Annotated in this window: 19 protein-coding genes; 9 read left to right on the top strand and 10 right to left on the bottom strand. The window is 68.7% G+C overall.

Going from position 1 to position 21775, the window contains the following annotated elements; translation table 11 throughout:
- Positions 1-14 precede the first annotated feature (14 nt).
- The 6 genes from ACQEVO_RS21510 to ACQEVO_RS21485 all read left to right on the top strand — a co-directional run bounded on the left by ACQEVO_RS21510 (position 15) and on the right by ACQEVO_RS21485 (position 7426).
- A complete protein-coding gene (locus ACQEVO_RS21510; RefSeq protein WP_432915929.1) occupies positions 15-1979 on the top strand; it encodes a hypothetical protein in 1965 nt (654 codons plus the stop codon).
- Between the two features lie 56 nt (positions 1980-2035).
- On the top strand, positions 2036-4180 hold the full coding sequence (locus ACQEVO_RS21505; RefSeq protein ID WP_432915928.1) for a hypothetical protein: 2145 nt from the start codon (positions 2036-2038) through the stop codon (positions 4178-4180).
- 103 nt (positions 4181-4283) lie between these two features.
- Positions 4284-4868 (top strand): DUF4178 domain-containing protein, encoded by a 585-nt coding sequence (locus ACQEVO_RS21500; protein ID WP_432915926.1) that lies wholly within the window; start codon positions 4284-4286, stop codon positions 4866-4868.
- 49 nt (positions 4869-4917) lie between these two features.
- Positions 4918-5343, top strand: coding sequence for a DUF4247 domain-containing protein (locus tag ACQEVO_RS21495; protein WP_432915924.1), 426 nt, complete (start codon positions 4918-4920; stop codon positions 5341-5343).
- Positions 5344-5382: 39 nt separating this feature from the next.
- A complete protein-coding gene (locus ACQEVO_RS21490) occupies positions 5383-5808 on the top strand; it encodes a DUF350 domain-containing protein (RefSeq protein WP_397102654.1) in 426 nt (141 codons plus the stop codon).
- Position 5809: 1 nt separating this feature from the next.
- Positions 5810-7426 carry a polyamine aminopropyltransferase gene (locus ACQEVO_RS21485; protein WP_432915922.1) on the top strand — a complete coding sequence of 539 codons (1617 nt, stop codon included), beginning with the start codon at positions 5810-5812 and terminating at the stop codon, positions 7424-7426.
- Between the two features lie 37 nt (positions 7427-7463).
- Here the strand turns inward: ACQEVO_RS21485 and ACQEVO_RS21480 are convergent, their stop codons facing one another.
- The 4 genes from ACQEVO_RS21480 to ACQEVO_RS21465 all read right to left on the bottom strand — a co-directional run bounded on the left by ACQEVO_RS21480 (position 7464) and on the right by ACQEVO_RS21465 (position 12343).
- Positions 7464-8627, bottom strand: a complete 1164-nt coding sequence (locus ACQEVO_RS21480; protein WP_432915920.1) for an FAD-dependent oxidoreductase — start codon at positions 8625-8627, stop codon at positions 7464-7466.
- Positions 8628-8853: 226 nt separating this feature from the next.
- Complete coding sequence (locus ACQEVO_RS21475; RefSeq protein WP_432915919.1) at positions 8854-10695, bottom strand: protein kinase domain-containing protein; 1842 nt, start codon at positions 10693-10695, stop codon at positions 8854-8856.
- 81 nt (positions 10696-10776) lie between these two features.
- Positions 10777-11016 carry a hypothetical protein gene (locus ACQEVO_RS21470; RefSeq protein ID WP_432915917.1) on the bottom strand — a complete coding sequence of 80 codons (240 nt, stop codon included), beginning with the start codon at positions 11014-11016 and terminating at the stop codon, positions 10777-10779.
- 10 nt (positions 11017-11026) lie between these two features.
- Positions 11027-12343 (bottom strand): S8 family peptidase, encoded by a 1317-nt coding sequence (locus tag ACQEVO_RS21465; RefSeq protein WP_432915915.1) that lies wholly within the window; start codon positions 12341-12343, stop codon positions 11027-11029.
- A gap of 254 nt (positions 12344-12597) precedes the next feature.
- On the opposite strand from ACQEVO_RS21465, the gene ACQEVO_RS21460 reads away from it, so the two are divergent.
- Entirely contained in the window at positions 12598-13026 is a 429-nt protein-coding gene (locus tag ACQEVO_RS21460) for a hypothetical protein (RefSeq protein WP_432915913.1), read from the top strand.
- A 43-nt stretch (positions 13027-13069) separates the two neighbouring features.
- On the opposite strand, the gene ACQEVO_RS21455 is transcribed toward ACQEVO_RS21460, so the two are convergent.
- The 4 genes from ACQEVO_RS21455 to ACQEVO_RS21440 all read right to left on the bottom strand — a co-directional run bounded on the left by ACQEVO_RS21455 (position 13070) and on the right by ACQEVO_RS21440 (position 17989).
- A complete protein-coding gene (locus tag ACQEVO_RS21455) occupies positions 13070-14380 on the bottom strand; it encodes an AAA domain-containing protein (RefSeq protein WP_432915911.1) in 1311 nt (436 codons plus the stop codon).
- A gap of 76 nt (positions 14381-14456) precedes the next feature.
- Entirely contained in the window at positions 14457-15935 is a 1479-nt protein-coding gene (locus ACQEVO_RS21450) for a hypothetical protein (protein WP_432915909.1), read from the bottom strand.
- A 172-nt stretch (positions 15936-16107) separates the two neighbouring features.
- Positions 16108-17205 (bottom strand): hypothetical protein, encoded by a 1098-nt coding sequence (locus ACQEVO_RS21445; protein WP_432915907.1) that lies wholly within the window; start codon positions 17203-17205, stop codon positions 16108-16110.
- A gap of 1 nt (position 17206) precedes the next feature.
- Positions 17207-17989: a hypothetical protein gene (locus tag ACQEVO_RS21440; RefSeq protein WP_432915905.1), complete on the bottom strand. Its 783-nt coding sequence runs from the start codon at positions 17987-17989 to the stop codon at positions 17207-17209.
- 129 nt (positions 17990-18118) lie between these two features.
- Between ACQEVO_RS21440 and ACQEVO_RS21435 the strand changes: the two genes are divergently transcribed.
- Positions 18119-19291 (top strand): acyl-CoA dehydrogenase, encoded by a 1173-nt coding sequence (locus tag ACQEVO_RS21435; RefSeq protein ID WP_432915903.1) that lies wholly within the window; start codon positions 18119-18121, stop codon positions 19289-19291.
- A gap of 37 nt (positions 19292-19328) precedes the next feature.
- On the opposite strand, the gene ACQEVO_RS21430 is transcribed toward ACQEVO_RS21435, so the two are convergent.
- The gene (locus ACQEVO_RS21430; RefSeq protein WP_432915901.1) at positions 19329-20192 is read right to left on the bottom strand and encodes a P1 family peptidase; all 864 of its coding nucleotides are present in this window, start codon (positions 20190-20192) and stop codon (positions 19329-19331) included.
- Between the two features lie 50 nt (positions 20193-20242).
- Between ACQEVO_RS21430 and ACQEVO_RS21425 the strand changes: the two genes are divergently transcribed.
- Positions 20243-20440: a hypothetical protein gene (locus ACQEVO_RS21425; protein ID WP_432915899.1), complete on the top strand. Its 198-nt coding sequence runs from the start codon at positions 20243-20245 to the stop codon at positions 20438-20440.
- Between the two features lie 79 nt (positions 20441-20519).
- Here ACQEVO_RS21425 and ACQEVO_RS21420 read toward each other — a convergent pair whose 3' ends face one another.
- On the bottom strand, positions 20520-21728 hold the full coding sequence (locus ACQEVO_RS21420; protein ID WP_432915897.1) for a CaiB/BaiF CoA transferase family protein: 1209 nt from the start codon (positions 21726-21728) through the stop codon (positions 20520-20522).
- Between the last annotated feature and the right edge of the window lie 47 nt (positions 21729-21775).

The following is a 21775-nucleotide window of genomic DNA, read 5'->3' as shown; positions in this document are numbered from 1 at the left end:
GGATTCAGCAGAGCATGCCGACGCCGTACTTGAACCTCGAGCCGGATGAGCTGCGGAGAATGGCCTGGGAGAACGGCGTCCGCGCTGCGAAAATCCGGAAGTGGGGCGAAATCCCGAGTGAATGGCTCGGCAACTTCCAGCCGTCGTACGGCGCGATAGCCGATCCGGTCCGCTCGGCTCTGGTGGATTACTACCGCAAGCGGCACGACAAAGCGGAGCGTCGTGCCGCGCACCATGAGCGGACGCGGGATGCGCTGCTCGCCGCCGCAGACAAGATCGAAGAGGCCGATCGCAGCGGCGGAGGTTTGGTCGACGACGCGGGCGGTGCTGTCGACGACAGTCTTTCCATTACGCGGCCTCCGGGCGCTCCTGATCCCTATATGCCGGGTCCCGGGCATCCGCAGCCCTCCGCTCCCGGCCATCCGCATAACGCGCAGGTGCCTGGCGCGCAGCCCGTCCCGGCCCGGGATGCGGCGCCGCCTGCGCCCGCGGATTTTGTTGCCGGTGTGCCGATCCTGCCGGGCCCGGCCCCTGCCGTTGCCGCCTCGGCTTCCCCGTCGTACTCCGGGTTCGGTGTGCCCCCCGGCCCGGCGGTCACGAATACCGCTCGGGAAGCGCCGCCGGGTTCGGACGGGCGGGTCGTCACCGCTCCGTCGACGGATCGTCCACCGCTGTTCCAGCCCGTCGGAGGGGACTCCGCCACACCGGTGGAGCGGTACAACGAGGCCGGCGCAATGCCCGCTCCCGCGGGAATTGCAGCAACGGAACAGCCGGGCACCGGGACAGGTCTCCCCACGATCCCGGGCCTTCCGGCGCCACTACCCCCGGGCCCGTTCCTCGCCGCGGTGCATGCGGCGGACGACCGGCGATCTCGTCCGTCGTTCGTGGTGGGGGATCGGCAGGAGGACGATATCGCTCTTGCCCGGGCGCTGGTCGCGAGTATCCGTGCCGCCGTGGCCGATTCGGCAGCCGATCTCGACTGGGCGGCTGCCGTCGTACGGGGCCCTATCGGACCCGTGGTTTTGCTTACTTCGACCGAAGGCCGTGGCTGGCTTCCGTCCGGGTTGTTCCTTCCCGCGGAGGTCGCCCTTCCTTGGGGATTCGACGGCGTATTCGGGCCGGCGACCCGGCGTGCGCTGTCGGCGTTGGAAGGCACCACCGATCCGGCCCGGATACTGGCCGAGTTCTGCCTGGCGGTGCCGCGCCGGATGCGTATTCGGCTCACGGCTCTCGCCTCTTCCGCGCCGATCTCGGATACGTTGAGCACGGCAGTGGGGGACGGCGTTGCTGTGGCGGCTTCGGTCGCGGCTGCCGAATCCGCCGTCGATCTCACCTCGCCCGGTGCCGGCCTCGTCGACCGGCTCGAGCTGGCCGGTTCCGATGAGCTGCGGCAGCAGGCGGCGACCGTGCCGAATGAACAGATACGGGCCACTTGCCTCGGCCTCGGCCGAGCCGCCGTGGCGCGCCTGCGCGAAATCGCGCCGGCCGGAGACGCGCGGGACGACGTCCGCGCACGGATCCTGCGTGCGCTCTCCGCTGGTGGAACGGTCCCGGCGGACTGGTGGCATGAGTTGCGGGCGGTGCAAGCCGTCACGACTGCGCGGAAATCGCCGCGACGGGATGTATCGCATATCCGTATCGGCGCGGTGCGCCGGGCGTTCGCAGAGGCCGACGGCCCGGACAGCGTGGTATTCGAACGCCGCATCGATGAGATTTTGCGATTGGTCGCTCAGGGGCCTGCCGACCGCCGGACGCTGCGCGATGTTCTGTACGCGTACGGTCAGGTGGTCGAACATCCGGCCCTCGCCGCCGCGGCGGCGGTGACGGCGCAGCCGATCGAGGTCACCGCGGCGCGTCCGGTTGCGGAGCCGCCCCGTGATACTTCCCGTGGTCTCGGTCCAACGGGTGCGGCTTCGTATTCGTCGGCACAGTTGTCCTCGGTGCCGGCTGTTCTTCCCCGGCCCTCGCCGAATCCGTAGATACCGATCGGAAGGGTTCACCGGGTCGCATGACCCGATAAGCGGAGGAGCGGATCGTGGGAAATGTAGACCAAGGCAAAGTGGACAGCACTGTCGATAAATTCAATGAACTGGAGAACGCGGGAGATTACGATAACGGGGTAAATTTCAAGGACGATGAAGACAAGGAGATGATGGAGGCGCTCGCCGAGCTGAACGGCGATGAATTCGAAGCGGTAATCGGGCAATTGGACGAAGAAGCCCGAATAAACCTGGTCGAAGATCTGGACTCCGATCTGGCAAACGATGATAAATATGCGAATATCGTATATGGATTGTCGACCGGAAACGCGAATCCGTACAAAGAGCAGGTTGCGGAAGAGAATGCCGAAGAGTCCGAGCCGGAATATCAGGAGTACGGCTGGGAGGAGCGGCCCGAGGACGAAAAGCATGTCCATTGGGTCGACCTGTATCAGCCGAAGGGCGCGTCCGATAGTTTGAAGGCTCTCCTCGAGGACACCGAGTTCACCATGCAGTGGGGGTTCGACACACTCGGCGCCCGTAATCCGGAGGCCGCTCCCGATTTCAATCAGTATATGGCGGGCGAAAAAGAGATAGCCACCGATGACTGGGCCGAGATGGTGGCGAGTCACGAGGATCTGTCACGGGAACTCTCGAATCGGCAGACCGGTGAAGGTCAGCGGCTGACCGGTGTCGAATTCAAGACCGATGACACCGCGCTGATGACCCATGAACTGTTCACGAAGCTGCTGAATATCGAGCGTGACCTGAACGACCATCTCAAATACGAGATCCCCGATCTCACCCATACCGGAAATACGCTCACCGAGAGCTCCGGCGGGCCCCCGACCTCCGAAATGCAGGTTCCGGTCTTCGAGAAGAACCTCAACGAGGAGGACAAGGACGTCGAGGGCTCGTCCTACGGGAAGTATGTCCTGACGCCGGAAGCGGAGTACCGGTACTACGTGCGCCACATCGATGAAGCCGTCGACGAGTGGGAGAGGGTTTACGCGGACGCCACCGAAAAGTTCCAGAAGAAAGCCGAAGAGGTCGACCAGGGCGGGGACGATGACGACGGTGGGGGCGACGGCGGAGGCGATGACGATGGTGGGGGTAACGGCGACGGCGGAGGTAACGGCGACGGCGGGGGCAACGGCGGCGGGAACGGGGACGAGCAGTTCGGGAACGGGAACGGGAGCGGAAACGGCGATGGGTCCGGGGCGGGCAACGGTGACGGAGCGGGTGGTGCCACCGATGCCGACCAGGCCCTGGCGGATCTGGGTGAGGAGTTCTCGACCATCCTGGGCGATACCACCGAAAAGACGCCGGAATCCGCGGACCTGCCCGGCGGTACCGAGGAGGGCGAGTCCGAATCCCCGTCCTCGACTCTGGAAGACAAGGTGATGGACTACATCGAGGGCGATGCCGGCAAGGATGCCGCCGCCGCGCAGACCGGAACGCAGGCGCAGCAGGCGGCAGCCGGTCCGGACATGTCCTCGATGATGATGCCCATGATGATGGCAGCCATGGCCGGGCCGATGCAGAACGCACTCGGCGCCGACAAGGAGAAGGACGACGAGGACGAGGAGGACGAGGAGCGCCGGGACGAGGACCGGCAGGTGCCGGCCCCAGGACAGCCGTCTCCCGGTGCGCCGGTGGCGCCCGAGCAGGGTGCGCCGGCGGCGCCCGTCGTCACCGCGCCGGCCGATACCGGTACGCCGCCCATTGTCAGCACCCCGGGCGCCACGGCGCCCTGGGTGCCGCCAGGTGGTGACCCCAAGAACCCGATCAACGTGCCGCAGGCCGCGGCCGATGCACTGACCAGGCAGGCGGGTAATCCGGCGATCGATGCCGGTAGCGCATATGCCGGTACTCCGGCGGAGCAGACCGTTGAGCATCCATGGCAGGTGGTCGACGTGTCGGCTTTGCGGTCGGGTGATGTGATCGCCTGGGAGAACCACAGCGCGGTCATCGTCGACAACGGCAACGGCCCGCACTATCTGGAGAACGGTCAATTGGTGCCGCTCGACCAGAGCAACCTCGACAGTGCGCAGTACGGCAAGTTCCAGAACTACTTCCATCCGACGGGTCTGGACTCGGCCGGCGCGGCGGTTCCCGAAGCGCCCACGGAGTTGCCGGAGCCGAAGATCACCCAGTCGCAACCGCCGGAGCCACCTCCGGTGCAGGCACCGGAGATCTGACGGCGTCCCCGGCCCCCGCGGTGAGCGGCGGGCCGGGGACGTGAATGCTAGTCTCCGCTGAGATCGCCGGAGGGAGGCTGCCATCACCGCACTGTGGATCGTCGTGCTGATCGTTGTGCTCGTCGTGGCGGGCATAGCGCTGTACCTGTTCGTGAAGCGGAAGAACGAGCAGGCCGCACCGCCCGTGCCGGTGGACCCGTTCGCCGACAAGGACACCGATGCCCTGCGCGGTGACCCGCGAGGGCTGAAGGCCGGGGATATCGTCGATATCTTCAACGAGACCTTCACCGTGCGCGGTTCGCTGCGGTTGAAGGAGGGCGGCTACCAGTGGAGTGAACATCTGCTGGACAACGCCAAGGGCACCCGCAAATGGCTGTCGGTGGAGGAGGACCCCGAGCTCGAGCTGGTGCTGTGGACCGAGACGCCGGGGATCCCGGCGCCCGGCGGTGACGAGCTCGAACACGACGGGAAGCGGTTCCGGCTGGAGGAGTCGGGGACGGCCCGCTACATCGGTGAGGCGACCACCGGGCTCACACCCACCGGAACGGTCGCGTATCACGACTATGTGGCCGAGGACGGAACGCGGCTGTCGTTCGAGGATTTCGGGGATTCGGGGAAGAAGGAAGCGGCAATCGGGCAGGTCGTTTACCGCAGCGCGATTATGATCTATCCGCAGTCGCCGTCTTGAGTTGCTGCATCACCGGACGGGCTGTGTACCAGACGGGGGAAGGTTTTCTGTGAGTCGTAAGTCCTGGGTGATCGCTGCTGTCTGCGCGGTCCTCGCGTTTGTGCTGTCCGGGTGCGGGTCCGACGATGACGACGGTGTGGGCGCCCGGTCCTATGTCGGATCGCATTACACGCGGGCCGCGAAGCTCGACGAAGCCAACAACGGGATGGCCTACACCGCGAACAAGCAGCCGAACGCGGTCGCCGACGAGATCGCGAAGGCGTCGCGCCCGCTGGACCGGCGCTCGACCGGCCCGATGACCTTCCTGCAGTACCGCGACGACATCATCGCGATCTCCCCGAACGGTTCCGGGACGAAGATTCTGGTCGACGATTACCGCACCGGCCACCGGCGCCACCACACTTTTGTCAGCGCTTACGGCTGGCCCAGCGACAACAGCAGCTTCCGCGGCGGCGGTTCCGGCGAAGGAAAATAGGCCGCCCCGACCCACCGATCCCTTCCCAGGAGGAAAGAAATGCTCGAAGACCTGCCCGCGGACGCCGGTGCCGCGGCCGCCTACTCCGGCCTCGGAATCGTTCTGATGGTGCTCGGGTTCGTCCTGGTCGACGTGCTCACCCCGGGCAATCTGCGCCACCAGATCTGGGTGGAACGCAACCGCAACGCCGCACTGCTGGTGGCCGCGAACATGCTGGGTGTGGGGATCATCGTCGCCACCGCGATCTGGACCTCGGAAGGCGCGATCGGGCGGGCCCTGGTCTCCAGCGCCGTCTATGGGATCATCGGCCTGGTCGCGATGGGGCTGGCGTTCCTGATCCTCGAATTCACCACGCCCGGCGAGTTCCGGGGTGTGGTGAACGAGCACGAACTGCATCCCGGGGTGTGGGTGAGCGCCGCGGTGCATATCGCGGTGGCCGCCGTGGTCGCCTCCGCACTCACTTAAGGTGCCGGCGAGCACGCTCACGGCCGGCGAGCCGCCTGCGGAACCCGATACCGCGGCCCCGGCAGCGCCCGATTCCGGGGCGCAGCCGGGTGTTCCCGGGCGGTTCGCCCGGATCGCCCTGCTGCTCACGGTTTTCGTCTGCGCAGCCTGCGGGCTGGTGTACGAACTGTCCCTGGTGACGCTTGGCAGTTATCTGATCGGCGATACCGCCACCCAGGCCTCCATCACGCTGAGTGTGATGGTGTGCGCGATGGGGGTGGGTGCGCTGGCCGCGAAACCGCTGCGGCATCTGGCCGCGCCGGCTTTCCTGGCGGTGGAACTCGCCCTCGCCTTGGTGGGCGGTCTGTCGGTACTGAGCCTCTATGCCGCCTACGCCTGGCTCAACCTCTACACGGCCGCGCTGGTGGTGGCTTCCTGTGTGATCGGTGCCCTGGTCGGCGCCGAGATCCCGCTGCTGATGGAACTGCTACAGCGCATTCGCAAACAGGAAGCGGGAAGCGCCGTCGCGGATCTGTTCGCGGCCGACTATGTGGGCGCCCTGCTGGGCGGGCTGGCGTTCCCGTTCCTGCTGCTGCCGGTGTTCGGGCAGATCCGCGGCAGTCTCATCGTGGGCGTGGTGAACGCGCTGGCCGGACTGGCGCTGGTGTTCGTCTGGTTCCGCGCCGACCTCTCGCACCTGGTCAAGGCGACGTTCGCCATGCTCACCCTGCTCGTCGCGGGAACCCTCGTCGGCGGCTACCTCTACGCCGACCGATTCGAGGCCACCGCCCAGCAGGCGCTGTTCGCGGCGCCGATCGTGTGGCAGCAGCAGACCGAGTACCAGAAAATCGTGCTCACCGAATCGATCTCACCGTTCGGGACGCAGGATACCCGGCTCTTCCTCAACGGCGACCTCCAGTTCTCATCGGTGGACGAATACCGCTACCACGAGGCCATGGTGCATCCCGCGCTCGCCCGGAACCGGCAGAACGTGCTGGTCGTCGGCGGCGGTGACGGTCTGGCGCTGCGTGAGATCCTGAAGTATCCCGACGTGCGCACGGTGACGCTGGTCGAACTCGACCCCGTCATGATCGAACTCGCCCGCACCGACACCCGGCTCACCGAACTGAACGGCAATTCCTTCGCCGACCCACGGGTCCACGTGATCACCGCCGACGCGTTCACCTGGCTGCGCACCGCCGGATCCGATTACGACGCGGTGATCATCGACCTGCCCGACCCGGACCAGACCTCCATCGCCAAGCTCTATTCCACCGAGTTCTACGCCATGGCCGCACAGGTGCTGGCCCCGGACGCCACCATGGTGGTGCAGGCGGGATCGCCGTTCTTCGCCCCGCATTCCTACTGGTGTATCGCGGCGACGGTGCGCACGTCGGGGCTGAATGTGCTGCCGTACCACGTGGATGTGCCGAGCTTCGGCGACTGGGGTTTCCTGCTCGCCACCCGCGACCCGGATCCGGAACTGCGCCTCGACCCCCCTGGCCCGCTGCGCTCGATCGATGAGACAAGTCTGCAAGCCGCAACCGTTTTCGCGCCGGACCGCCGCGATACCGGCGAGCAACCGTCCACCCTGATGCACCCGGTGATCCTGGACCTGGCCCGTAAGGAGTGGGTCTAGCGGCGGTTACCCGATATCGCCCGGACCGACAATCGCGTTATCCGGTGGGCGGGTCCCAATTCAGTACAGGGGCGAGGCCGCGCAGTGCCGGTCCCACGGGGGCGATCCGCATGAACGCATCGCGGAGCAGCACCGCGGGTGCCCAGGACAATTGCAGCGCGATCCCCGTGCGGCGCGACAAGCGCTGCAGCGGCTCGACGCGGGCACGGCGGAGACGATCGTATGCGGTGAGCGCGGTCGCGATATCGGAGTGCCGGTCGAGCAAAGCAGCCGCGGTGACAGCGTCCTCGATGGCGAGGTTCGCGCCCTGACCCAGGTTGGGCGTCATCGCGTGGGCGGCATCGCCGAGCAGGGCGATCGGGCCTCGCGTGTAGCTGCGGAGGCGCGGTAATTCGTAGATGTCGTGCCGGAGCAGGGTCGCCGGATCGGTTGCGGCCAGCAGGCCCGGGATCGGATCGTGCCACGTACCGAAGCGGCGGCGCAGTTCGGCGAGTTCACCGTCCGGACTGCTCGCTCCGGCGGGCTGGTCGGCGGCGCCGTAGAAGTACACCCGGCCGTCGCGCAGCGGAGCGATCCCGAAACGTTCACCGCGCCCGATGGTTTCGCCACCCGACGTCACCGGTCCGCGCGGTGTCACGATCGCCCGCCAGGCGGTGTAGCCCGCGTAGGCCGGTGGTGGGGCATCGGGCCAATGTAGCGCCCGGACGGTGCTGTTGATCCCGTCGGCGCCGAGCACGAGACCCGCCGTGGAAGTGCCGAGGCTGTGCTCGACCCGGACGCCACCCTCGGTGACAACCACGCTGTGTACGGCCGCACCCAGTGTCAGAGGGCCGTCTCCGAGCGCGCGGCGCAGAACCTCGAAGAGGCCGGTGCGGTGGATCAGCACCAGATCGCCGTAGCGCTCGCGGAAGCCCGCGATATCGGTGCGCGCCAGCCAGCGGCCGGACGGGTCGCGCATACCCGCCTCGGTGGCCGACAGTGCCTGTTCCCGGACGCCGGCGCCGGCGCCGATCGCATCCAGGCCACGTAAACCATTGGGCCACAAGCTCAAACCGGATCCCGCAGGACCCACTTCCGTGGCGCGCTCGAGAACCTCGACCTGCCAGCCCCGCTGTTGTAAGGCAATCGCCGCCGTGAGTCCCGCGATACCCGCGCCGACGACCACGGCCCGGCGTTGCTGTCCGATCGGTCCGCCGGCCATCGTCCCCACCTCCGTCTCGGGCACCGTTGCCCGTCCGGACTCGATTATGTCGCGTCCGCGGCCGGACACGGTTCGGCCGAGGGTGTGTGATTCGACTCGGTCGAGGACTCGGCCGCGCGAGGACGGACAGGCGGCCGGATATGTGAACGACCGACCGGATTTCGTCACCCGGCGTGGCGGGGCCGCCGCACCCGAGAGCATCGGATGGCAACGTTCCGGTGCGGAATCAGCCTTCCGCTGACGGCGTGGGGGTCGGTGTGGTTCCGGTCGCGGACGGTCGCGTGGTGGTTCCGGCAGAAGAGGCGGGGGCGGCGCTGGTGCCCGTGCCTCCGGCGGTGGAGGAGGTCGCGATGGCGCTGCCTGTGGCGTCGGCGCCGCCCGCCGCTTCCTCGCCTTCGTTGTTCTCACCGGTGGTCGTCGTCACCGTGGTCTCGGAGGTCGTGGTCTCCGGGGTGGTTGTTTCCGGAGTGGTCGTTTCGGAGGGGGTGGGTTCGACGGTGGTGGTGGTGACCGGTGGCGGCGTGGTCGTGGTGACCGGTGGCGGCGGGGGAGGGGAACTGGGTTGCGGTTCGGGTTCGGTCCGGACCGGGGGCGGGCCGGGATCCCCGGCCGGGTTGTCGGGGACCATCGACGTCACCGGCACCGATTCGGTGACCGAAACCGGTGGCGCGGGAGAACGTGGGGGACTCGACGGGCGCGCGGGCACGGCCGGCTCGGTGACGGTCGAACGGGTTGTGGAGGGCGCGGATCCGGGGGTTTCCGTGACGAGCGTGCTGTTGTCGCGGGTGAGTGCGATCGCCGAGGTTCCGGCGATGGCGAGAGCCAGGACCGACAGCACGACAGCCGCCCGCCGGGGGAAACGCGGTGCGGGCGGAGCGGCGCCGGCCCGCGGCCCGGGCTTCGGTGGCACGAAGACCGCAGCGGACGGGTCCGCCGAGCGGGCGGCCGTCGCCGGAGTAGCGACCGGTGCCGCGGCAGCCGGGTCGGCTTCGGGAGTGGTGGAGGTCGCACGACCCGGTCCCGGCGCCGCCGCGATGGCCGGATCCGGGCTCGAGGCCGGCGTCGCCGTGGCCGGAGTTCCGGGATACGGGCTGAATGCCGATGCCGCTGTAGCCGGATCCGGGCTCGAGGCCGGTGCCGCCGTAGCGGGGTCCAGGGCGAGTGCCGGTGCCGCGGTGGCCGGAGTGGGCGGATCCGAGGGCCGCGCCGGGTCGGCGGGAGCCGGGGACAGTGCCGTCGCCGGCTCCCGCAGCGCGGCGCGCGCCGCGACGGCCAGTGCGCCGGCGGTTTCGTAGCGCTGCCCGGGATCCTTGGCCATACCTTTGGCGATAACGGCGTCGAATTGCCTCGGCAACCCGGCGGTCGACGGTGCCGGCGGTTCCTCGTTGAGGTGTGCGGCGATCTGGCGCTGCATACTCTCGCCGCGATAGGGCTTCGCCCCGACCAGGCATTCGTAGAGCACGCAGGCCAGGGAATACACATCCGAGGGTGCGCCCGAATCGTCGTCGGCGAGCCGTTCCGGGGCCATATAGGCGAAGGTGCCGATCACGGCGCCCGTGGTGGTGACGGTGGTGTCCTCGTCGCTGCGGGCGATCCCGAAGTCGATCAGATACGCGAAACCCGCGGGGGTGACCAGGATGTTCGACGGTTTCACATCCCGGTGAACGAGCCCTTCGGCATGGGCTGCGTCCAGGGCCGCGGCGATCTGGGCGACCACCTCGACCGCTTCCTCCGGTTCCAGGTGGTCGCGTTCGGCGAGCAGGGTCGCCAGGTTGGGGCCCTGCACCAGGCGCATATCCAGGAAGAGGCGGCCATCGATCTCGCCGAAGTCGTGGATCGGCACGATATGCGGTTCGGAGAGCCGGGCGGCGGCCTGGGCTTCGCGCTGGAAGCGTTTACGGTAGGTGGCGTTGTGGGCGAACTCCGGGGCGAGGACTTTCACCGCCACCAGCCGGTCGGTGCCGGTGTCGTAGGCGCGGTGCACTTCCCCCATGGCCCCGGCCCCGAGTAATTCGAGCAGCCGGTAGCGGCCGAACGGTGTTCCTTCCACGAGCAACGGATACCACATCCTGTGACCGTTCACAGCACCCGACAACTACCGGGTTTACACCCTGGAACACCGGAAAACGCTGGACACAATAGGTTTCGGCTAATCGGGCGGCTCGTCTGTGCTGATGGATTCGATCGGCGGATCGGCGAAGACACGGGCGGACGAATCACCGAGGCGGGCCGCGGCGTCGGCCCCGACCCGTAACGCGAAACGGCCGGCCTCCGGATCGACCGCGATCAAACCGAAATCGCGGTCGATCTCGTCCTCGGTGAGGCCCAGTGCGTTCAGCGCGTCGGCCAGCACCGAGCCCGGGGGCAGTTCGACGGTCAGTAACGGCACGCCCCCAAGGCTACGCGCGGACGGCCACCTCGCGCAGTTCCGCGAGCAATGCCTGCGGCGCGACGATGCCGTGCCCGTAATCGTGGTCGTATCCCGCACCGGCCCGGTCGGTGGCACTGTTCAGCAGCAGTTCCCGCAACCGTGCCGGCGGCACCTGAGTGGCCGGCCACCGGGTGCGGAACGCCGCGATCACCCCGGCCAGCACCGGGCAGGCGGCAGAGGTGCCGGTATCGGGGGCATCGGCGCCGAACGCCGTGGAACCCAGGAAATGGGTGTAGGAGCTGATATCGGGTTTGCGTTCGGCCAGGCGTCCCGGACCTTGCGACGAATAGCCGACCCGCTGCCCGCCGGTATCGACTCCGGCCACCGACAGCGCGTTCGGATGCGAATTGGCGCCGGTGATGGGCCGGTCGGGATAAGCGCAACGGCCGTCCGGGCAGTCGCGTCCGCAGTTACCGGCGGCGAACAGGATATCGGCGCCCGCCGCGTCCAGGGAACCGACGATGACATTGAACGGGTGGCCGGGGTTGTCCGAATAGTTGCCGGGATCGCCGACCGGGAAATCCCATTGTGGTGAGAACGCACCCCAGCTGTTGCTGATCACCAGCGAGCGGCGGTCCGCGGGCTGCTGGGTGAGCACGGTGCGCAGATGCGCGAAGGCGGCGAGCGCGTCGGAGAGCAGCCCGTCCATCTGGCTGCCCCCGGACCGGGAACTCTGCAGCAACGGAATATCGAGGAAGGTCGCCCGGGGCGCCGCGATGAGCGCGTCGAAGGCGCACATGGTGCCGTGATCGACGTCGAATTCGCCGGCTTTCCCGCTGACCCCGGCTGGATTCCAGCTGCGCGCCGCGTCGATGGCGATCGCGGTACCACTGACTTCCCGTACCTTCGCCGCGTTGATTCCGGTATCGAGAACGGCCACCGCCACCCCCTCACCGGTCAACCCCTCGGCGGCGAGCCGGTCGCGACCGAGCAGTTCGGCGACCTTCTTCCAGTCACCCACCGCGCCGTCGTCACCGCAGGTGAGCACCGGTTCGATCACCGGGTCCGCGAAAACACCGGTCACTCCGGGCGCGCCGGTCAATGCTTGCCGCGCGGCCTGATCGCCGTCGGGAATCTCGCCGCGCACCAGATAGGTTCCGGCATCCTGCTGCGATGTATCGCTGACCTCGCGGGTGCCCGGCGGCAGGGCGACCGGGGAGTACCCGGAATCGAGGCTGAAGCCGGGCAACTCGCCGGTGAGATCGGCGGCGGCGATATCGCTCGCTGAACCGGTTGCGGCGGAGAGTAGTTCGGGGGAAGGGCGAAGCTCGATGACGACTCGCATGCCCGCCATGGTGCCTTGCGCCGGTACAACTGGCAATCGGAGCGCAACCGCGGGCAGGGCGGCGAGTGATCGGAGCCGCGACCAGTGGCCGTATCGACGGATGCTCGCCGCTGCGCCTACGGTGTAGGGACGGCCGGCGTATTGTCCCGGGTTGTTCGCGTTCGACCGGCCGAGCGCACCGCAGCAAGCGGGACCGAAACGCGGGCACCGGTGAAGTGCGTCTTGTCGGACTACTGGTCAGGAGATAGTCGCATATGCGAATCCGCTCTGTCACAGCTTGTTTCGCCATGATCGCGGCCGCGCTCTGCGGCGCTCCCGCCGCGGCGGGAGCCGACGAACCCTGGATTCCGCGGAATGTGGTGCCGCCGGGCGAGTATCTGGTCATCACGCCGCCGCAGGGTCCCATTCCGACCACCTTCTCCGGGACGCCGCTGCAGAACTGCCACGTTCTCGCCTTCGAGGACAGAGTCTCGGTCGAGCTGGTCTGCGGCGGGCAGCGTTTCGCCGGCCGGCAGACCCCGCACGGCCCGAACGAGAGTTATCTGACCTTCGGGGCGTCGCCGCTCGGGCTGGCGCTCACACCACAGGTGACCGAGGGGTACTGGGTCGGCAGTGTGACCGTCGCCAATACCTCGACGGTTGTGTATCCGGCCGGCTTCTGGATTCGTCCGCTGCCCCTGTGACCCGCGGTGGCGGTCTCCGGCGACCGGGTGTGCCGGGTGCCGCTCAATTATTCGGGACCGCGGCGGCAATGCGGTGTTCGGCGAGGCGGCTGAGTACGGCCTGATTGGCTTCCCAGCCGTCCGGGAACTTCACCGGCACACCGAGGTAGACCGGTTCCGCGGAGGGGTGCGCGTCGAGTAGTTCGTCGATTCCGCGGCGGCCGACGACGATACAGGCGTGCCGGTGCCGCGACGCCAGCACACACAGCCGTCCGGCCTCCAGGTGGAACGCGCCGGCGTCGCGGCGGCCCGACAGCGGGTGCAGGATGACCGTGACATCGTATTCGCGGCCCTGCAACCGGTTGGCGGTGTCGACCGTGACCTCCGCGGCGAGCGTGCCGGCCAGCGCGTCGCGCACGGCCTGTGCCTGATCGCGGTGCGCGGTGCCGACCGCGATGCGGGTGGCGTCGATAGTGCGGGTGCCTTGTTCGGAGTGGGCGACTCCGCCGCGTTCCAGCAGCCGGCAGGTGAGGTCGGCGATGGCCGCCACCGCCTCGCCGTCGGTGCGCAGGGTGTGCCGGGCGGGTAACTCGTAGTAGGCCCAGCCGTGGGCGGCGGCCTCGTCGAGGACATCGTCCACCGGTCCACGCAAGCCGCGCGTGGTGAATTCCAGCCGCCGCTGTTCCGGCCGGGTCCCGGCTTCGAACGGGGCGAACGGGTAGAACGCGGCCGACACCACCGACGCCGCGGAGGGCGGTAGCCGCCAGGACACCGGCAGCGTGTGCACGGGGATACCGTCGTTGTGGTTGAGCATCACCGCGACCGCGCTCATGGTCGGATCCCAGGACAGGCCCGCCCAGCGGTCCGAGTCGACGGTGGCGAAGGGGTCGAGCTGGCCGGGGTCGCCGACGAAGAGGCCGCGTTCGAAACGATTCGCGATGCGCAGCAACATATCCGAGCGCATCTGGTAGGCCTCGTCGACGATCGCGTACGGCCAGCGTCCTTCGTCCAGGGTGGCCCATTTCGCGGCCGTGCCGATCACGATCGCGCAGCGCTCCAGATCCGCGGGCCGATTGGCCACGTCCACGTTCTCCCGGTCGATGCGGGCGCTGGGGCGGTAGTCGCCCGCGGAGAGACGGCCGATCCGCAGTTCGGGGTCGGCGGTGGCGAGCCGGTCGATGAGGTCGTCGACCTGTTCGTTGGTCTGCGCGACGATCATCCGCTGCTCGTCGTCGGCGGCGGCCAGCTGCCGGGCCGCGCGCACCACCAGGGTCGATTTCCCGGCGCCCGGCGGGGAATCCACCACCAGGGCCCGGTGCGCGGTGTTGTCGAGATCGGTGAGGATCGCGCCGATCACCGCGTCGGCAGTGCTCACGACTGCGCCTCGCCGGCGCCCGGCGCCGTCGTACGCACTGGTGCGCTGCATTGACGGTTCACTCGCTGCCGCTCGCTCACGACCATTCCTCCTGGTGTTCGGCCGCCGGATCGGGCGGGGGACCGCCGTGCGTCCACGGTGTCTCCTCGCGGGGCGGGAGTTTGGCGGGCGGACCGCCGAAACCGCTGGGGGAGAAGCGGGCGAAACCGATCGGGTCGCCTTCCTCGGGCACGCTGCCGGCGGCCGGGTTCTTTCCCTGGCCCATCCCGCTCACCAGTTCCAGTTGTACGACAGCCTCGTCGACGGCGACCACTTCGGCTTTCTGCGCGGGCCGGTCGATCCGGAACAGGGTTTCGCCGACACGACCGCGGAAGGGGTCGGTCGTATGCACCCAGATATAGGGTCGCGGGACCTCGCGGGATTTCGGTTTCGCCCGCCGCTCGGGCTCACAGTCGGTCACGGTGCCCTGGAACGCCTCGCCGACGAGCCGGTATTCGATCAGTACCCGCGGATCGTCGAACGCCCGCTGCGCTTGGAAGGTGTCGAGGGCTTGTTCCTGTTTGAGCAGCCGCCGGGTCGCCGAGACCGCGGAATCGCGGCGGGCCTGCGGATAGCCCTCGGGGATATCCGCGACGAACCAGGAGAACGCCGACCGGTCGTCGGTCCAGCGTTTCTCCACACTCGCGCCTTCGGGCAGCTCCCGCAGCAGTTCCACCGCCCGCCACATCAGCCGCCAGGTGGGTTCCAGCTGACCGCGCAGCGCCTGCTCGAGGCGTTCGGCGGCAATGACTTTCGCCCATTCGTGGGCAGCGCTGTCATAGGCGGCGATGAGCGGGGCCAGTTCCTCGTTGTCGAAACCGGGGTCGGTGGCCGGGCCGGCGGGCGGCGAGGCGAGCGGGTCCTCGGCGAGGGCGGCGGCCTGCGCCCCGGTGAGCCCGGGCGGTGGGTCGATCCAGCCGAGCAGGGCCGCGAGATTCGCGTCCTCGAGCGCGGACTGGCCCGACGCCCAATGCGCGGTGAGCACCGAGGTCATCGCCAGGCACACACTGGACCCCGGGAAATCCGACCGGTCGCCGAACCAGGTGAGCCAGCGCCCCAGCAGCGGCAGCGATTCCGGGACGGCATTCTCGCCCTCGGTGCGATGGAACCGCACCGAACGGCCCAGCAGCCGGAGGAACTGGATGCCGCCGAGATTGGGCAGCAGCAGCTGTGGGGCGTCCAGGTAGCGCAGATAGGTTTCGCCGGTCGATTTGACCGTCAGTTCCTCGGCGTCTTCGCAGAACGACGAAATGTAGGGCAGCACCCGGTCGGCCAGTTGTTCGATGAAACGCAGACGCAGGACCCGGTCGCGGGGCTGGGCCACGATCAGCACCGTCGAATCCTCCGGCGCCGAACCCAGCATCACCGCCAGCGGCGCCGCGGCCTCACCGGCGAGCCGCAGCGGGACCAGCACCAGCGGACGGCCGGCGAGATGGTAGTGCCGCCGGGCGGCAATGGGTTCGGCGCGGCCGGTCCGCGCCGCGGTCGCCTTCGCCAGCGCGCCGAGCACGCTCATGCCGCCACCGATCCTGGTGTGTTCCTGCCGCGTACATCGTGCATGAGCGGGGGCCCTGCCTGGTCACGCTGGGCTACCGCCTCCGGGCGCGGCTCGCTGAGGGTGCGCCCCGGCGCGATGAGCGGTGATCCTCCGTGGGCCGGTTGGGCTACTGCCATCGATTCCGTCCCGCTCATCGCGCGACCTCGAGCCGCAGCATCTGCGCGCGGCGCAGCATTTCTGCGATATCGGCATGCTCCGGGCCGGGCTCCAGGGTGCCCTCGGCCAGCGCGAGCACGGTGTCGAGGTTGTCGATACCGCCGAGATCGTCGCAGACCCCTCGCCCCAGCGTATCCACCGACCCCTGCGCCCGGGCCTCCGAACGGCAGGCGAACGCCAGCTCGCAGCTGGACATACATTCCGGTGCGTACCGCGACGGAATCGCCGCGATGGCATCCTGTAATCCCTCACCCGGGGTGAACGAGGCGCCCGGGGGAACCAGGTCCAGCAGGGAATCGATGGACGTGAGCCGCGACAACTGCCGCCCGATCACCGCGAGCTGTTTACGCAGATCCAGTTTCGCCGCGACCGGCCGGTTCGTGAAATCCCGTGCGGCCACCAGGATCGACTCGTGCGCCACTTCGTCGGGGCCGTGCCCGAGTTCGCGGAGCAACTCCCGCATCGCGAGCACATAGACCGCCGACTGCCGTGCCGCCGAGGCTACCTGCGCGGGATCGGCCTGGCCGTCGACGATGGCGAACGATTTGATCTCCACCACGTAGAACTTGCCGCCGATCTGCAACGCCACCACATCGGGTTCCAGATAGGCGGTGGCCCCGGCGATCTCCAGGCGCAGCATCGGGTGGTCGAACAGGGTGCCCTGCCCGGAGCTCAGCGCCTGGCCGAGGAGCTGTTTGGTGCGCTGGTAGCGCACGGAATTGGTGGCGTTGTCGCCGACGGTCGCCAGGTCGTGGTAGCCGACCTCGGGAATGCTCAGCCCGAGTTCCTCGCGCAGCAGCCGCAGCAGTTCGGCGCAGCCGTGTGCCTTCACCATGGCCTCGAAGGTATTACCACGGGTGATCGCGAACGGTGACTGACCGAACTGCGGCGGGAACCCGAGTTCCCGCGCGATCACGGTTTTGTCCACCGCCGCGGCGTCGAGCAGCGCCCGCCGCGCACAGCCGGGGTTGGCGGTGAGCGCCGCGATGGTGCGGGCATTGTGCCGGCTGGCCGGTGCGGCACCGCGCAGCTCGTCCAGGCGGGTGGTGAGGGTTTTCTGCGCCAGCGTCATCTCAGGCCTCGTTCCTTCGCCGTTCGGCCACGGTGAGCCGCGTCCCGAACAATTGCGCCGCGGGATCCGCCAGTTGCCGCTCTGCCCGCCGCGCGGCGGCGGCCCGCTGCTGTGTGTCGTCGTCTCTGTGCACCTCGAGTTCGCGTTCCGCGGCCGCCAGCACCACCTCCGGGTCGATCGACGGCCCGTCGGTCGCACCCGGGATGGAGACCGCCAGCTGCCACAACACCCGCTGCCCCGCCGGCGTACTGCCGTGATCGGCCAGGTACCGGGCCAGCCGGGTCGCGGCGGTGAGCAGATCCACCCGCGGACTCAACGGCCCGACCATACGGTGCGCGAGTGGCCAGGTGCTCACCGCCAGCAGACCCCGGGCGGGGGCCAGCAGATCGGTGGTCAGGGCCGCGCAGACGTAGTACGGGCGGGCGTACGGCGCCGCGCGGAACGACCGCTCCTCGTCCCGGCGCAAACTGGTGAGCCGGGCCGCCACGAGTTCACCCGAGAAGAACGCTTCGTGTACCGCGAGAACGAGCTTCGGGGCGGCGGGTACCGACAGCAGCGTCAGCGCCCGATGCACATGTTCGCGGACCGGGACCGCGCCCGAGAGCTGCCGGGGTGGTTCGGCCGGTTCCGGGCTGCCGAGAACGGCCGCGTCCCATTCCGCTTCGGCGGCCCGCAATTCGGCGCGCAGCCGGCGCGCCGCGGTCCGGTCACCGGAGCCCGCGGCCCGGCGCACCTGGGTGCGTAGCTCGGCTATGCGCTGTTCGAGCGCCTCCGCGGTGGGCATGGGGGAGAATCTAGGACGCAATTCCAGGGAAGTCCAGTAAATGCCAGTATTTGCCGCGGTATGTCGGCCGGATTACCGGATTCCGCAAGCGGCCTCCTCCATACTTTTGGGTATGTTACGGTCGCGACCATGGTTGCGGCCGAGCCGGACAGCGCGCCCGGAATAACCCAGAACTTCGTCGACGCCCTCGCCGAAAGAGCCCGAGCCGCAGAGCAATTGCGCCGACTTCCGGACCGGACCCTCGCCGACGCGATCGCCTCCGGTTTCTTCGGATATCTGGTGCCGAAACGCTTCGGCGGCCGCGAGGAGAAATTCCCGGAAATCCTCGACCCCATCCGCCACATGGCGCACGGCTGCGTCTCCAGCGCATGGACCCTGGGCTTCTACACTCTGCACAATTGGCTGCTCGCCCTGTTCCCCGAACAGGCGCAGGCCGAGGCCTACGGCGGCGGCCCGTTCCTGTGTCCCGCCCCGCTCGCGCCCACCGGCCGTGGGCTTCCCGCCGAGGGTGGCGGTATCACCTTGTCCGGCCGCTGGTCCTGGGCCACCGGCGTGATGGACGCGAACTGGATCATGGTCGGCGCCCTGTGCGGACCCGACGACGGCCTCTACCCGGCGCTCGCACTGCTCCCCGCCACCGATATCACCGTCGACGACGTCTGGCACACCGAAGGAATGCGTGCCACCGGCTCCAACGATGTGGTGATCCGCAACGCGCAGGTCCCCGGCCACCGCCTGGTCCGCTCCGCCGATATCAACAGCGGCACCGCCCCCGGCGCCGCCCTGCACGACGCCACCACCTACCGCTGGCCCTTGGTCCCGGCCCTCGCCCTGGCCGCCGCCATGCCCGCTCTCGGCGCCGCCGAACGAGCCACCGACCTCTACGCCGACCGCCTCGAAGGCCGGATCCTCTACGAAGGCGGTACCCGCCAGCAGGACAAACCCATGGCCCAAGCGCATCTGGGTCACGCGCAGGTGCGGTTACGCGCCCTCCGCGGGCTGCGCGACGACACCGTCGCCGAAATCGAAGCACTCCTCGACGCCGGCATTCCCGTCCGGATCCCGGTGCGCGCCCAGGCCCGCCTCGCCGCCGCCCATATCGTGCGCGAATCCCGCGCGATCATCGCCGACCTCCTGCACGCCTCCGGCGCGAGCGTCCACTTCACCGATCACCCGCTACAACGTCTGAAACGTGACGTGGATGTGCTGAGCGGTCACGTGATCTTCGACTACGACACCACCCGCGAACTCGCCGGCGCCACCACCATCGGCCTGAAACCGCCCCGCACCGCCCTGCTCTGAGCGGGGACCGGCCGCGTGGCCCGGGTGTACTGCCCGGTTATGGAGCCAGGGAGCGGATGGCCGCGGTCACCGAGGCGAGGGCCATCAAGCGGACGGTGTCGATATCGGCTTCGACTTCGCCGGTGGCGGCGGCGATGAATCCGTCTCCGTCGAACCGGGTATGCGGCGGTGTCAGCGCGCGGGACAGTCCGTCGTGGGCGCCTTGGGCGGCGATATAGCAGCCCATCTTGTCCAGCCGGGCGTTGGTGACGACCACGCCGATGGTGGTGTGTGTGCGGGCTTCGGCGAATTCGAAGGGTTGCGCGAGCGCGGCCACGGCGTCCAAGGCGATATCGGAGGTTCCGTCGTCGATATCGCCGAATGCGTTCACAACGCATAGGGCGCCGACCACCAGATCGCCCAGTTCCCGTTGCGCATAGGCGATTCCGCCGGGACGGCGTAGCTGCCGACCGCGCCAGTGCGAGGTGTAGGCGCCTGTGCCCGCGCCGATCCGGCCGTTGGTCACCTGTTCGCCCGTGCTCGCCCGGGCGGCCGCGTATCCGTGTTCGGCGGCCGGGCGCGCGGTGTTGTCGCCGGCCCCGAGGTCGAACAGTGCCAGTGCGGGCACGATCGGTACGCGCCCGCCCGGGGTCGGTACGCCGCGGCCGGCTTCCTCGAGGTAGCGCATCACACCGTCGGCCGCGGCGAGGCCGAACGCCGACCCGCCGGTGAGCAGGACGGCATCGACCGATGCCACGGTTTTGTCCGGGGAGAGGGCATCCAGTTCCCGGCTGGCGGGCGCGCCGCCGCGTACCTCGGCGGCGGCGACTGTGTTCTCCGGGAAGACGAGCACGGTACAACCGGTCTCGCCTTCGGTATCCGACCAGTGCCCGAGACGAACACCGGTAACTCCGATCGACATGTCATCCCCTCCGGATCGTGCGGCCTCGGTTTCCGTGCCCGAACGCCAGTATGGCTCAGCGCAACGAATTTCGGCAGGACGCTCGGCGGTGTGCAGCCAAGGTCGCCGGTGTCACCGCAGAGTTCTTCGTCGAACGTGCAGCGGTTCCCACCGCCGACCACACCACCGATACCGACCCCTGCGAGCGGCCGTGGGAGCAGAGTGGCCGGCTGGTGCGGCTGCCGGTGGGTTCGGCCGGCGAATCATGAACGTGTGAGCACTCGGCCCGCCGCACGTCGGCAGCGTTCGGCGGGTAGTCGATCCGGGTCGCGATGAGCAGCCGATACTTCAGATTATTCCCTGCGCGCGCAACGATTCCAGTTCGTCGGCGGACTTGCCCAGCAGGCCGGTATAGACGTCGCCGTTGTGCTGCCCGGGTCGTGCCGACCCCGCGTTGCGGATGGTGCCCGGTGTTTCCGAGAGCACCGGAATAACGCCGGGGCCCTTGACATTTCGCCGGATGCGTTCGTCGTAGTGGTCGGCGATCATGCCGCGGGCGTTGAGCTGCGGGTCGGTGACCACTTCGGCGACCGTGTTGATCGGACCGCTGATCACCCCCGCTTCGTTCAGCAGCGCGATGATCTCGCCCGGCTGCCGCTGCGCCGCCCAGTCCCCGATGATCTTGTCGAGTTCGTCCTGGTTACGACCCCGCGCGAGATGATTCGCGAACCGTTCGTCGGTGGCCAGTTCCGCCCGGCCCATGGCCGTGCACAAGCGGCGGAAAACCGTGTCCTGGTTCGCGGCGATCACCACCCAGCTGCCGTCGGCGGTCCGATAGATATTCGACGGCGCGATCCCTTCCAGCCGGGTGCCGGAGGGCCCGCGGACCACACCGCCGACGTCGTAGTCAGGGATCGTCGACTCCTGCACGGCCAGGCAGGCTTCGGTGAGGGCGGCGTCGACGATCTGCCCCTCCCCGGTGACCGTCCGCCGGTACAGCGCGGCCAGCGCACCCTGCGCGGCGAACATCCCGGCCAGGCTGTCACCGAGCGACAGCGCCAGCCGCGGCGGTGGACCACCGGGGAAACCGTTCATATGGCGCAACCCGCTGGCGGCCTCGGCGACCGAGGCGTATCCGGCTTTCTGCGCGTCCGGGCCGGTCTGCCCGTACCCGGAGACCCGCACCAGGATGATGCCGCGGTTGCGTTCGCGCAGCACGTCGTACCCCAGACCCCACCGTTCGAGCGTGCCCGGCCGCAAGTTCTCCACGATGATGTCGGATTTCTCCGCAAGCTCCAGGAAAAGGTCGCGGCCCGCGTCCTCGCGCAGATTCAGGGTGACGGCCTTCTTGTTGCGCGCGTGCACGGTCCAGAAGAAATGGTGACCGTCGAGTTCGGCCTGACCCCACGTGCGTAGCGGGTCCGGGGCATCCGGCGGTTCGAGTTTGATCACCTCGGCACCCATATCGCCGAGTAGCCGCCCGGCGAAGGGCCCGGAGATCAGGGTGCCGATCTCGAGTACGCGGATACCGTCCAATGCGCCGGTCGCGGAGTCCATCGCAGAATTATCACCCGGCTGGTTCACGCCGTGTCCATCCGGCATGA

Source organism: Nocardia sp. CA-290969 (assembly GCF_050936135.1).
Taxonomy (GTDB): Bacteria; Actinomycetota; Actinomycetes; order Mycobacteriales; family Mycobacteriaceae; genus Nocardia.
This window is presented reverse-complemented; position numbering and strand designations above follow the sequence as displayed.